We start from the raw sequence: 12,679 nt of genomic DNA, 5'->3' as shown, positions 1-12,679 counted from the left end.
ACCCGTCGGTGTGGTCGTGCAAGGCCGCGCTCGGGGGACCCCTGGACCAAGTGGACTACTGAAATCGAGGGTTAGTGGACCGTGGCGGTGGTCCAGTTCGTGTCTAGGTTGGTTACCGGAACACCACCGGAATGTGAAGGAAGATCAACGTTGACTACCGCAGCGGACACCGCTCCCACCGGCACCGACGGCGTGAAGCGGGGCATGGCCGAGATGCTCAAGGGCGGCGTGATCATGGACGTGGTCACCCCGGAGCAGGCCAAGATCGCCGAGCAGGCGGGCGCGGTCGCGGTCATGGCGCTGGAGCGCGTGCCCGCCGACATCCGCGCGCAGGGCGGCGTGGCGCGGATGTCCGATCCGGACATGATCGAGGGCATCGTCGAGTCGGTCTCCATCCCGGTGATGGCCAAGGCCCGCATCGGCCACTTCGTCGAGGCCCAGGTGCTGCAGTCCCTCGGCGTCGACTACATCGACGAGTCCGAGGTCCTCACCCCGGCCGACGAGGCCAACCACATCAACAAGTGGGCCTTCACCGTCCCGTTCGTCTGCGGCGCCACCAACCTCGGCGAGGCCCTGCGCCGCATCGCCGAGGGCGCGGCGATGATCCGTTCCAAGGGCGAGGCCGGCACCGGCAACGTCGTCGAGGCCACCCGCCACATGCGCCAGATCCGCGCCGACATGCGGCGGCTGTCCACGCTGGAGTCCGACGAGCTCTACGTGGCCGCCAAGGAGCTGCGCGCCCCGGTCGAGCTGGTCCGCGAGGTCGCGCGCACCGGTGAGCTGCCGGTCGTGCTGTTCACCGCCGGCGGCATCGCCACCCCGGCCGACGCGGCGATGATGCGCCAGCTCGGCGCCGAGGGCGTGTTCGTCGGGTCCGGCATCTTCAAGTCCGGCGACCCGGCCAAGCGCGCCGAGGCCATCGTCAAGGCCACCACCTTCCACGACGACCCGGACGTCCTGGCCAAGGTCTCCCGCGGTCTGGGCGAGGCGATGGTCGGCATCAACCTCGACGACCTGGGCGACAAGGACCGCCTGGCCTCGCGCGGCTGGTGAGAGCGTTCGCGGCCGGGTGGTGCGAGCGCACCGCCCGGCCGCACCACGTGAGGAGGAACGATGGCTGAACCCCTCGTCGGCGTGCTGGCGTTGCAAGGGGGAGTGGCCGAGCACCTGGCCGCGCTGGAGCGCAGCGGCGCTCGCGCGATCCCGGTGCGGCGGGTCGAGGAGCTCGACGCGGTCGACGGCATCGTGCTGCCCGGCGGCGAGTCGACCACCATGACCCGGCTGCTGGACACCTTCGAGCTGTACGAACCGCTGCGCGCCCGGCTGGCCGACGGCCTGCCCGCCTACGGCTCCTGCGCGGGAATGATCATGCTGGCGTCGAGCGTTGACGACGACCGGGCCGCCGCGGTCCGGCCGCTGGGCGCGCTGGACGTGGTCGTCCGCCGCAACGCCTTCGGGCGGCAGGTCGACTCCTTCGAGACCGACCTGGACTTCCACGGCATCGACGACCCGGTCCACGCGGTGTTCATCCGGGCTCCCTGGGTGGAGAAAATCGGCGCGGGCGTGTCCGTCCTGGCCACGGTGTCCGAGGTCCCGGACGCCGACACCACCCCCGACGCCACAGAGCGCGAGGGTCTCGCCGGTAGGATCGTCGCGGTTCAGCAGGGAGCGGTGCTCGCCACGGCCTTCCACCCGGAACTGGTCGAGGGGGACGAGCGAGTGCACCGCTGTTTCGTACGGATCGTTCGCGAGCGGTGACAGCCCGCCGCGGGCGTGGATAGACGGAGGAGAGATGAGCGGCCACTCCAAGTGGGCCACCACCAAGCACAAGAAGGCCGCCGTCGATGCCAAGCGCGGCAAGCTCTTCGCGAAGCTGATCAAGAACATCGAGGTCGCGGCCCGCACCGGCGGAGGCGACCCGGAGGGCAACCCGACCCTCTACGACGCGATCCAGAAGGCCAAGAAGAACTCGGTCCCTGGGGACAACGTCGAACGCGCGCGCAAGCGCGGAGCTGGCGAAGAGGCCGGTGGCGCCGACTGGCAGACGATCATGTACGAGGGCTACGGCCCCAACGGCGTCGCCGTGCTGGTGGAGTGCCTGACCGACAACCGCAACCGCGCCGCCGGTGAGGTCCGCACCGCCATGACCCGCAACGGCGGCTCGATGGCCGACGCGGGCTCGGTGTCGTACCTGTTCACCCGCCGCGGTGTGGTGCTGCTGCCCAAGAACGGCCTCAGCGAGGACGACGTGCTCGCGGCCGTTCTGGAGGCGGGCGCCGAGGAGATCAACGACCTCGGCGAGAGCTACGAGATCCTGTGCGAGGCCTCGGACGTCGTCGACGTCCGCAAGGCGCTGCAGGCCGAGGGCATCGAGTACGACTCGGCCGAGACCAACTTCCTGGCCTCGGTCAACGTCGAGCTCGACGCCGACGGCGCGCGCAAGATCTTCAAGCTGATCGACGCCCTGGAGGACTGCGACGACGTCCAGAACGTCTACGCCGCCTTCGACGTCAGCGACTCCGTGATGGCGGAAGTCAACGCCTGACCTGCAGTGTCAGTGGTCCTTTTGCTTGGCGGTGCGGGTAGCGGAACCTGACACGTCTTCTGGACTCCGTGCGCCACGGCCTGTGTATGTCCAATACACGGCGCCGCGGCGTACTCGCCAGAAGACGTGTCAGAACCCGCGGCGGTGCGGGCTGCGAGGGTGGTGTTCACGCCTCGCGGCTGCGCCGCTTGCGCCCGACACGCGTGCCCTGGAAAGTTCGAACCGCTCCTCCGGGACTCCCGGGGGAGCGGTTCTTGCGTTGACGTGCAGAATGACGCCGTGGTCGACACCGATGAATCACTGCGCAAGTGGATGGTCAACACCGCGGAGCAGCACGGCGCCGCGGTCATGCACGTGGCCGGCGACGACAGAGGCCCGGCCTACGCCTTCTCGGTGGGCGCGTGGCGCCGCTTCGGCAAGCCGGAGGTCGTGGTGATCGGGCTCCCGCAGGAGGTCGCGCACTCGGTGGTCAACACCTACGTGCAGCGAGTCGGTCAGGGCGAGCGCTTCCAGCCCGGACAGCTCTACGAGGGGTTCCTCCAGGGCTGCCCGGTGACCTTCGAGAAGATCGCGCTGCAGCACTACCCGGAGTACCTCGGCTCGGCCTTCCTGGTCTACAACGGTCCCGACTTCCCGGCCGTGCAGCTCATCGTCTCCAGCCCGGACGACGCCAAGTTCCCGTGGCAACCCGACGCTCCGGGCGGCTTCCGCGAGTACCAGCCGATCCTCACCGACTCCGGCCTGCCCGAGTCCTGGACGCCCGGGGTCGACGGCCCCTGAGATCCACCCTCCCGGGTGAGCGGGAGGGCGTGTCGGGTGTGGTCGGTGGGGCCGGGTTCGCTAGGGTTCGAACGAGTGTTCTCGATGGCTTCGGCTGAGTGGGTGGCGTCGTGCGCGTGTTGGGAGTCGACCCGGGGCTGACCCGTTGCGGGCTCGGCGTGGTCGACGGCGGCAAGGGGCGCACCGTGGCCTGCGTGGCCGTCGGGGTGGCGCGGAGTCCGCAGGAGGACGAGCTCGCCACCCGGCTGCTCACCGTGGCCACCGAGGTCGAGCGCTGGATGGACCTCCACCAACCGCAGGTGGTGGCCATCGAGCGGGTGTTCAGCCAGCACAACGTGCGGACCGTCATGGGCACCGCGCAGGTCTCCGGCGTCGTCGCGCTCGCGGCGGCCCGGCGCGGTCTGCCGGTCGCCTTCCACACGCCGAGCGAGGTCAAGGCCGCGATCAGCGGCTCCGGCCGAGCCGACAAGAAGCAGGTCACCACGATGATCACCAAGATCCTCGGGCTGGCCGAAGCGCCGAAACCGGCCGACGCCGCCGACGCGCTCGCCCTGGGCGTCTGCCACCTGTGGCGGGCGCCGATGATGGACCGGATCGCCCGGGCCGAAGCGCGTGCCGCCGAGGCCGCGCGCACCCACCGCGCGAAGCTCAAGGCGGCCCAGGAGAAGGCCCAGCGGACGCAGGGCCCGAGAACAGGAGGCAGGACCCGATGATCTCCACGGTGCGCGGACCGGTGCTGTCGATCGGCCTGGATCACGCCGTGGTCGAGGTCGGCGGCGTCGGCATGGCGGTGCACGCCACCCCGAACACGCTCGCCGGGCTGCGCCGCGGCGAGGAGGCCCGGCTGTGGACCTCGCTGATCGTCCGCGAGGACTCGCTGACCCTCTACGGCTTCGCCGAGGCCGAGGCCCGCGACCTGTTCGGCCTGCTGCAGACCGCCTCCGGCGTCGGGCCGCGGCTCGCGCTGGCCACCCTCGCCGTGCTCACCCCGGACCAGCTGTGCACGGCCCTGGCCGACGGCAACCTCACGGTGCTCACCCAGGTCCCCGGCATCGGCAAGAAGAGCGCCGAGCGGCTGATCCTGGAGCTGCGCGACAAGGTCGGCGTCGTCGCGGGAACCACCGTCGCACCCACGGCCACCGTCGACCGCGGACGCGTCCGCACCGAGGTCTCCGAAGCCCTGGTGGGCCTGGGCTTCTCGGCCAAGCAGGCCGACCAGAGCGTGGAGGCCGTGCTGTCCAACGGCGGCGGCGACCTGGACACCTCGGCCGTGCTGCGCAAGGCCCTGGCCACCCTCGGCCCCAAGTGAGGTAGCCGATGTACGAGGAAGAGGACTGGGCGGCCGTCCCCGCGGAACCCGTCTCGCTGGCCGCGCACGAGGACGACGGCGACGGCGACGTCGAGACGACGCTGCGCCCCCGCAAGCTCAGCGAGTTCGTCGGTCAGGCGCGCGTGCGCGAGCAGCTCGAACTCGTCCTGCACGGCGCACTGCGGCGCGGCGACCAGCCGGATCACGTGCTGTTCTCGGGGCCCCCCGGGCTGGGCAAGACGAGCCTGTCGATGATCATCGCCGCCGAGCTGGGTTCGGCCATCCGCGTCACCTCGGGACCGGCGCTGGAGAAGCCGGGGGACCTGGCCGCGATGCTGTCGAACCTCACCGAGGGCGACGTGCTGTTCATCGACGAGATCCACCGCATCGCCCGGCCCGCCGAGGAGATGCTGTACCTGGCGATGGAGGACTTCCGGGTCGACATCGTCGTCGGCAAGGGGCCCGGTGCCACCAGCATCCCGCTGGAGCTGGCCCCGTTCACGCTGGTGGGGGCCACCACCCGGTCCGGTGCGCTGACCGGCCCGCTGCGCGACCGGTTCGGCTTCACCGCGCACATGGAGTTCTACGCGCCGGAGGAACTCGATCAGGTGGTTCGCCGCTCGGCCGGGATCCTCGGCGTCGACCTGCGCGACGACGGCGCCGCCGAGATCGCCGCCCGCTCCCGGGGCACGCCCCGCATCGCCAACCGGCTGCTGCGCCGGGTCCGCGACTACGCCGAGGTCCGCTCCGACGGGTCGGTGACCCGCGAGGTCGCCCGGGCGGCGCTGGAGGTCTACGACGTCGACGAGATGGGCCTGGACCGGCTGGACCGGGCGGTGCTGCGGGCGCTGATCAAGTCCTTCCACGGCGGCCCGGTGGGCATCTCCACGTTGGCCGTCGCGGTGGGCGAGGAACCCAGTACGGTGGAGGAGGTGTGCGAGCCGTACCTGGTCAGAGCCGGGTTCCTGGCGCGCACGCCCCGAGGCCGGGTGGCCACCGCCGCGGCCTGGTCCCACCTGGGCATGACGCCTCCGGCGAACGCGCCAGGGGACGGTCCGCCATCGCTGTTCGCGGAGTGACCGAATGGTGACAATCCGCCGTTACGGTGGCGACGGACCAGCCGATTGCCACGCGTCAACCTGGCACTTTCGTTGACCTGGCAGACTGGGGCTACGAACATCCGAACAAACCGGGCGCGGACTGCGTGGTTGGTCCTGTCGTGCGCCCGCTGAACGGAGCATGATGCAACTCCAATCCCTGATCCTGCCGCTGCTGATCGTTCTGCTCGCGGTGCCGCTGTTCCTGCAGGCCCGCAAGCAGAAGCGGATGATGGCCGAGCAGCAGAAGCTGCAGAACTCGATCACCGCAGGTGACCGGGTGATGACGACCTCCGGTGTCTTCGGCACGGTCGTGTCGACCAGCGACGACACCATCGACATCGAGATCGCCCCGGGCATGACCACCACCTGGGTGCGTCAGGCGGTGCGCGAGAAGGTCAACACCGAGGCCGAGACCCCGGCCGTCGAGGAGGCCCCCGCTGCCGAGGCTCCCGCCGAGGAGACCAAGGTCGAGGACGCCAAGGCCGAGGACGCCAAGGTCGAGGACGCCGCCGAGTCGGCCGAGAAGCAGAAGACCAGCTGACGTACCCGGTCGACCCGACGACGGGCCCCGCGCGCGGGCGGCCCGCCGGGCGACCGCACGTCATCACCGCGACGCGGGAACCGGAGCCGACGACGCTCCGGTCCCGCGTCGCTGCGTTTCCGCCACCCCACGTAGTCGTGGCCCGTCCCGGGCCTGCGAGACTGGGTTGCTGTACGTGGCAGGCGGTGATGGCGAAGATCGCCACAAGATCGCATCGAACGGCGGAACCCGGTACAACCGGCGGTACGTTGTCGAGGGCGAAACCGCTCGTCGCTCGCGCTCTCGGCCTCGGCCGGGTCGCGCGTCCGAACAGACCCTGAACAGGAGACCGACGCACCGTGGCACCTCCGGCCGGGCAGCTGCGCCCAGGGCGTTATCTCGCGATCTTCGCGCTGATCGTGGTGGCGCTGTACGCACTGGTGTTCTTCACCGGTGATGGCAAGCCCAACCCGAAACTGGGCATCGATCTGCAGGGAGGGACGCGGGTCACGCTGACCGCGCGCACCCCGGACGGGCAGCCCCCCAGCAAGGAATCGCTGGACCAGGCGCGGCAGATCATCGAGACCCGCGTCAACGGCATGGGCATCGGTGGCTCCGAGGTCGCCCTCGACGGGTCGAACGTGGTCATCACGGTCCCCGGCGCGGGCGGCGAGGAGGCCAAGCAGCTCGGGCAGACCGCGGAGCTGAACTTCCGCAAGGTCGTCCAGACGCTGCCCGCCGCCCCGGCCGCCCCGGCTCCGACGACCCCGCAGCAGGCGCAGCCGCCGGGTGACTCGCAGCAGGCGATCGCGGAGGCCAAGGCGACCCGGCAGAGCACCGATCCGAACGTGCTGATGCAGGCCGCTTCGGCCCTGGACTGCAACGCCGAGGACCCGCTGCGCGGCAACGACGACCCGAAGCTGCCGCTGGTCGCGTGCGACCGGGAGGGCAAGGCGAAGTACGTCCTGGAGCCGGTGTTCCTCGAGGGCAAGGAGATCGCCGACTCGATGGCCCAGCCGCCGAACCCGCAGGGCGGGTCGCCGGGCTGGACGGTCAACCTGAACTTCAAGGCCGCAGGTGCCAAGACCTGGGCGGACTTCACCTCGGCGAACGTCAACCAGAGCGCCGCGTTCGTGCTGGACGGCGAGGTCGTGTCGGCCCCGACGATCCAGGAGCCGCTGCTCGGCGGCAACGCCAACATCAACGGCCAGTTCAACCAGCAGTCCGCCACGGACCTGGCGAACATCCTCAAGTACGGCTCGCTGCCGCTGGCCTTCGACCAGTCCGAGGCCGAGACGGTCTCGGCGACTCTCGGCGTCGCCTCGCTGGAAGCGGGACTGATCGCGGGCGGCATCGGTCTGCTGCTGGTGGCCGTGTACTGCCTGGCCTACTACCGGCTGCTGGGCATCCTGACCGTGCTGTCGCTGATCCTCTCCGGCGGTGTGGTCTACGGCGTGCTGGTCCTGCTCGGGAGGTGGATCGGCTTCACCCTCGACCTCGCCGGCGTTGCCGGCTTCATCGTGGCGATCGGCATCACCGCTGACTCGTTCATCGTGTTCTTCGAGAGGCTCAAGGACGAGATCCGCGAAGGCCGCACCTTCCGCTCGTCGGTGCCCCGGGCGTGGGTCCGGGCGCGGCGCACGATCCTGTCGGCCGACGCGGTCAGCTTCCTGGCCGCCGCGGTGCTCTACGTGCTGGCCGTCGGGCAGGTGAAGGGCTTCGCGTTCACCCTCGGCATGTCCACCGTGCTCGACCTCGTGGTGGTCTTCCTGGTCACCCACCCGCTGGTGGCGCTGGCCTCGAAGAACAAGTTCCTGTCCAAGCCGTCGGTCTCCGGGCTGGGCGCCGTGCAACGCATCGGCAACCGGGCCCGCGCCGAGCGCAAGGCCACCGCGACCACCTCCAAGGAGGCGTGAAGGTGACGACTCCTCCCATCGAAGAGACCCAGAAGCGCGAGAGCGTCTTCCACCGGCTCTACACCGGGACCGGTGCCTTCGACATCGTCGGCAAGCGCTCCCGCTGGTACATCGCGTTGGGTCTGCTGGTGCTGGTGTGCATCGGTGCGATCGGGTTCAAGGGCTTCAACCTCGGCATCGACTTCGAGGGCGGCACCAAGATCTCCATGCCCGCCGTCGGCGCGCAGGGCCCGATCGAGACCGATCAGGTCCAGTCGGCCTTCAGCAAGGCCGTCGGGCACCCGGCCGAGACCGTGCAGGTCGTGGGTGCCGGTGCGAACCAGAGCATCCAGGTCCGGGCCTCGTCGCTGACCGTCGACCAGGTCCTGGAGGTCAAGCAGGAGATCTTCACCGAGACCCAGCCGCTGGACGCCGCCGGCAAGCCCAGCCAGCAGGTGATCAGCGACAGCGCGGTCTCCGGCACCTGGGGTGGTGAGATCACCACCCAGGCGCTGATCGCGCTCGGCGTGTTCCTGGTGCTGGTGACGATCTTCCTGGCGTTCTACTTCGAGAAGTGGATGGCGGTGGCGGCGCTGGTCGCGCTGCTGCACGACGTCGTGGTCACCGCGGGCATCTACTCGCTGGTGGGCTTCGAGGTCACGCCGAGCACCGTGATCGGTCTGCTGACGATCCTCGGGTTCTCGCTGTACGACACCGTGGTGGTCTTCGACAAGGTCAAGGAGAACACCCGGGGCCTGCTGAGCATGACCCGCCGCACCTACCCGGAGGCCGCGAACCTGGCGGTCAACCAGACGCTGATGCGCTCGATCAACACCTCGGTCATCGCGCTGCTGCCGGTGCTGGGCCTGCTCGTGGTCGGTGCCGGTCTGCTCGGCGTCGGCGTGCTGCGGGACCTGGCGCTGGTGCAGATGGTCGGCATGATCGCCGGTGTCATCTCGTCGATCTTCCTGGCCACTCCGCTGCTGGTGGACCTCAAGATGCGCGAGTCGAAGTACCGCTCGCACGCGAAGAAGGTCGAGCAGCGGCGGACCAAGGCCGCCGCCCGCGAGGCGGGCGAGGAGGTCCCGGAGGAGCCCAAGCGCCCGGTCGCGGCCGGTGCCGCGCGCCCGCAGCCGGGTGCGCGCCCGGCGGGCAAGGCCGGTCGTCCGAGCGGGAAGCGTCGTCGTTGATGTCGAAGGAAAACGCTCCCGTTGAGGTGGTCGACGGAGATGATGTCGCGCTCAAGGAATCCGTGCGCCTGATCCGGGAGGTCCCGGACTTCCCGGAGCCGGGCGTGCTGTTCCGCGACATCAGCCCGATGCTGGCCGATCCGGCGGCGCTGCGGGCGATCACCGACGCGCTGGGTCGCGGACTGGCGTTCGACGTCGTCGCCGGGGTGGAGGCCAGGGGCTTCCTGCTCGGAGCGGCCGTCGCCCAGGCCTTCGGGACCGGTGTGATCGGTCTGCGCAAGCCCGGCAAGCTGCCGGAGGTCGCCGACCGCATCGAGTACGAGCTGGAGTACGGCCGCGCGACCCTGGAGCTGCCCGCCGACACGCTGCGGTCCGGTCAGCGCGTCCTCGTCGTGGACGACGTGCTGGCCACCGGCGGCACCCTGGGTGCGGCCTGCCGGCTGATCCGCCAGGCGGGCGCCGAGGTCACCGCGGCCACCGTGGTCATGGAGCTGACGGCCCTGGAGGGCCGCGACAAGATCGTCGGCGAGCACGTCCGAGCCCTGCTGCGGTCCTGATGGTGGCGCTGCTCCCCGGCAGCGCCACCACGGTCGGTGATCGGTTCGACCGAAGTTCCAAGGTCATCTCGACTGCAGGAGGTGACCGTTGGGCGTATCGACGACCACACCAGGGATGGGTCGTCGACCCGTCGGCGTTATTCTCAGTGTCCGGGTCCCCCGGACCTGGGATTGAGCAACGCCTGAGCCCGGGAGCGTGCGGTGAGCCACCACGTTGATTCTCCTTCGGCGACCGATCCGGTCGCCGAGCCGCGTGCGACCTCGGCCACGCGCCGAGTGCGCGCCAGACTGGCCAGGAGGATCACCGCCCAGCGCGCCGCCCAGGTCAAACAGGTTCTGGAGCCGTTGGCGGCGGTCCACCGCGAGCTGCACCCGCAGGCCGACCTGACGCTGCTGCAGCGCGCCTACGACGTGGCCGAGGAGAAGCACCGCAGCCAGAAGCGCAAGTCGGGCGATCCGTACATCACGCACCCGCTCGCGGTGGCCACGATCCTCGCCGAGCTGGGCATGGACACGACGACGCTGGTGGCGGGCCTGCTGCACGACACCGTCGAGGACACCGAGTACTCGCTGGAGCGGCTCGGCGCGGACTTCGGCGACGAGGTGGCGCACCTGGTCGACGGCGTCACGAAGCTGGACAAGGTCAAGCTGGGCGCGGCCGCGGAGGCCGAGACCATCCGCAAGATGATCATCGCGATGGCCCGGGACCCCCGGGTGCTGGTGATCAAGCTTTCGGACCGGCTGCACAACATGCGCACCATGCGCTTCCTGCCGCCGGAGAAGCAGGCCCGCAAGGCCCGCGAGACGCTGGAGGTGCTGGCCCCGCTGGCGCACCGGCTCGGGATGGCCACGATCAAGTGGGAGCTGGAGGACCTGGCCTTCGCCATCCTGCAGCCCAAGAAGTACGACGAGATCGTGCGCCTGGTCGCCAACCGCGCGCCTTCCCGCGACACCTACCTGCGCACGGTGATCGACGAGCTGTCCACGCAGCTCGACGCCGCCCGGCTGGCCGCCAAGGTCGAGGGCAGGCCGAAGCACTACTACTCGATCCACCAGAAGATGATCGTCCGCGGTCGCGACTTCGACGACATCCACGACCTGGTGGGCGTGCGGATCCTGGTCGACGAGATCCGCGACTGCTACGCGGCGATGGGCGTGGTGCACGCGCTGTGGCAGCCGATGCCCGGCCGTTTCAAGGACTACATCGCCCAGCCGCGCTTCGGCGTCTACCAGTCGCTGCACACCACGGTCATCGGTCCCGAGGGCAAGCCCCTCGAAGTGCAGATCCGCACCCACGAGATGCACCGCACCGCCGAGTACGGCATCGCCGCGCACTGGCGGTACAAGGAGACCAAGGGCCGCAACAGCGGTGGCGGCGTCGAGGTCGACGAGATGGCCTGGATGCGCCAGCTCCTCGACTGGCAGCGCGAGGCCGCCGACCCGGGCGAGTTCCTGGAGTCGCTGCGCTACGACCTGGCGACCCGCGAGATCTTCGTGTTCACCCCCAAGGGCGACGTGATCACGCTGCCTTCTGGGTCGACGCCGGTGGACTTCGCCTACGCCGTGCACACCGAGGTCGGGCACCGCTGCATCGGCTCGCGGGTCAACGGCCGGCTGGTGGCGCTGGAGCGCAAGCTGGAGAACGGCGAGGTCGTCGAGATCTTCACCTCCAAGGCGGAGGGATCGGGACCGAGCCGCGACTGGCTGTCGTTCGTCGCCTCGCCGCGCGCCAAGGCCAAGATCAAGCAGTGGTTCGCCAAGGAGCGCCGCGAAGAGGCCATCGAGTCCGGCAAGGAGCTCATCACCAAGGAGATCCGGCGGCTCGGACTGCCGGTGCAGCGCCTCGTCTCCGCCGAGGCGCTGGGCGCGGTGGCCCGCGAGCTGCACTACGTCGACGTCACCGCCCTGTACGCGGCGGTGGGGGAGAAGCAGCTCTCCGCGCAGCACCTGGTGCAGCAGCTGGTGCAGCACATCGGCGGGCCGGAGCAGGCCGCCGACCAGATCGCCGAGCGCTCCACCCCGTCCACCCTGGAAGGCGGCGGGAAGCGGCGCAGCAGCGGCGATTCGGGCGTGGTCGTCAAGGACGCCGGGGACGTGTGGGCCAAGCTGGCCCGCTGCTGCACCCCGGTTCCCGGCGACGAGATCCTGGGCTTCGTCACCCGCGGCGGCTGGGTCAGCGTGCACCGCACCGACTGCACCAACGCCGACGACCTGCGCCAGACCCCGGAACGGCTGGTCGAGGTCCACTGGGCCCCGTCGTCGTCCTCGGTCTTCCTGGTCGCCATCCAGGTCGAGGCCCTCGACCGGCACCGCCTCCTCTCCGACGTCACCAAGGTCCTCGCCGACGAGCGGGTCAACATCCTCTCCGCCTCGGTCACCACCTCGAAGGACCGCGTGGCGGTCAGCCGCTTCTCCTTCGAGATGGGCGACCCCAAGCACCTCGGCCACGTCCTCAAGGCGGTCCGCAACATCGAAGGCGTCTACGACGTCTACCGAGTCACCTCCGCCACCTGACCACCCCACCCGGTCAGTTCCAAACCCGGATTACCGCCGTAATCGGGACCCGGATTACGGCCGTCTTCGGGACCCGGATTACTCCCGTTTTCGGGACCCGGATTACTCCCGTTTTCGGGACCCGGATTACGGCCGTCTTCGGGCAGCGGATTACTCCCGTTTTCGGGGTGCGGATTACGGGAGTAATCCCGAGTGACCCCATGCGAAAGGGGCACCGTTCCGGTGGAACGGTGCCCCTGATCGCTTGGGTCCCGCTGGGTGCGCGGGCG

General features: G+C 70.0%; 12 protein-coding genes. All 12 read left to right on the top strand.

Features of this window, described 5'->3' with window-relative positions; all coding sequences use genetic code 11:
• Positions 1–150: 150 nt before the first annotated feature.
• The 12 genes from pdxS (at position 151) to QFW96_RS02700 (ending at position 12,410) form a co-directional block, all read left to right on the top strand.
• Positions 151–1,053, top strand: a complete 903-nt coding sequence (pdxS, locus tag QFW96_RS02755) for a pyridoxal 5'-phosphate synthase lyase subunit PdxS (RefSeq protein ID WP_281453867.1) — start codon at positions 151–153, stop codon at positions 1,051–1,053.
• A 60-nt stretch (positions 1,054–1,113) separates the two neighbouring features.
• Positions 1,114–1,758, top strand: a complete 645-nt coding sequence (gene pdxT, locus QFW96_RS02750) for a pyridoxal 5'-phosphate synthase glutaminase subunit PdxT (protein WP_281453866.1) — start codon at positions 1,114–1,116, stop codon at positions 1,756–1,758.
• A gap of 34 nt (positions 1,759–1,792) precedes the next feature.
• Positions 1,793–2,545: a YebC/PmpR family DNA-binding transcriptional regulator gene (locus tag QFW96_RS02745; protein ID WP_281453865.1), complete on the top strand. Its 753-nt coding sequence runs from the start codon at positions 1,793–1,795 to the stop codon at positions 2,543–2,545.
• Between the two features lie 279 nt (positions 2,546–2,824).
• Entirely contained in the window at positions 2,825–3,325 is a 501-nt protein-coding gene (locus QFW96_RS02740; RefSeq protein ID WP_406689529.1) for a DUF4262 domain-containing protein, read from the top strand.
• A 110-nt stretch (positions 3,326–3,435) separates the two neighbouring features.
• Positions 3,436–4,038: a crossover junction endodeoxyribonuclease RuvC gene (ruvC, locus tag QFW96_RS02735; RefSeq protein WP_281453864.1), complete on the top strand. Its 603-nt coding sequence runs from the start codon at positions 3,436–3,438 to the stop codon at positions 4,036–4,038.
• On the top strand, positions 4,035–4,634 hold the full coding sequence (gene ruvA, locus QFW96_RS02730) for a Holliday junction branch migration protein RuvA (RefSeq protein ID WP_281453863.1): 600 nt from the start codon (positions 4,035–4,037) through the stop codon (positions 4,632–4,634). Before ruvC ends, ruvA begins: the two co-directional genes overlap by 4 nt.
• A gap of 8 nt (positions 4,635–4,642) precedes the next feature.
• Positions 4,643–5,713 (top strand): Holliday junction branch migration DNA helicase RuvB, encoded by a 1,071-nt coding sequence (gene ruvB / locus QFW96_RS02725; protein ID WP_281453862.1) that lies wholly within the window; start codon positions 4,643–4,645, stop codon positions 5,711–5,713.
• Positions 5,714–5,876: 163 nt separating this feature from the next.
• A complete protein-coding gene (gene yajC / locus QFW96_RS02720; protein ID WP_281453861.1) occupies positions 5,877–6,275 on the top strand; it encodes a preprotein translocase subunit YajC in 399 nt (132 codons plus the stop codon).
• Between the two features lie 338 nt (positions 6,276–6,613).
• Complete coding sequence (gene secD, locus QFW96_RS02715; protein ID WP_281453860.1) at positions 6,614–8,170, top strand: protein translocase subunit SecD; 1,557 nt, start codon at positions 6,614–6,616, stop codon at positions 8,168–8,170.
• Positions 8,167–9,339, top strand: coding sequence for a protein translocase subunit SecF (gene secF / locus QFW96_RS02710; protein WP_281453859.1), 1,173 nt, complete (start codon positions 8,167–8,169; stop codon positions 9,337–9,339). The genes secD and secF overlap by 4 nt, the downstream gene beginning before the upstream one ends.
• Positions 9,339–9,896 carry an adenine phosphoribosyltransferase gene (locus tag QFW96_RS02705; protein ID WP_281453858.1) on the top strand — a complete coding sequence of 186 codons (558 nt, stop codon included), beginning with the start codon at positions 9,339–9,341 and terminating at the stop codon, positions 9,894–9,896. The genes secF and QFW96_RS02705 overlap by 1 nt, the downstream gene beginning before the upstream one ends.
• Positions 9,897–10,097: 201 nt before the next feature.
• Complete coding sequence (locus QFW96_RS02700) at positions 10,098–12,410, top strand: RelA/SpoT family protein (RefSeq protein WP_281453857.1); 2,313 nt, start codon at positions 10,098–10,100, stop codon at positions 12,408–12,410.
• Positions 12,411–12,679 lie beyond the last annotated feature (269 nt).

The sequence above is a fragment of the Saccharopolyspora ipomoeae genome, assembly GCF_029952525.1.
GTDB lineage: Bacteria > Actinomycetota > Actinomycetes > Mycobacteriales > Pseudonocardiaceae > Saccharopolyspora > Saccharopolyspora ipomoeae.
This window is presented reverse-complemented; position numbering and strand designations above follow the sequence as displayed.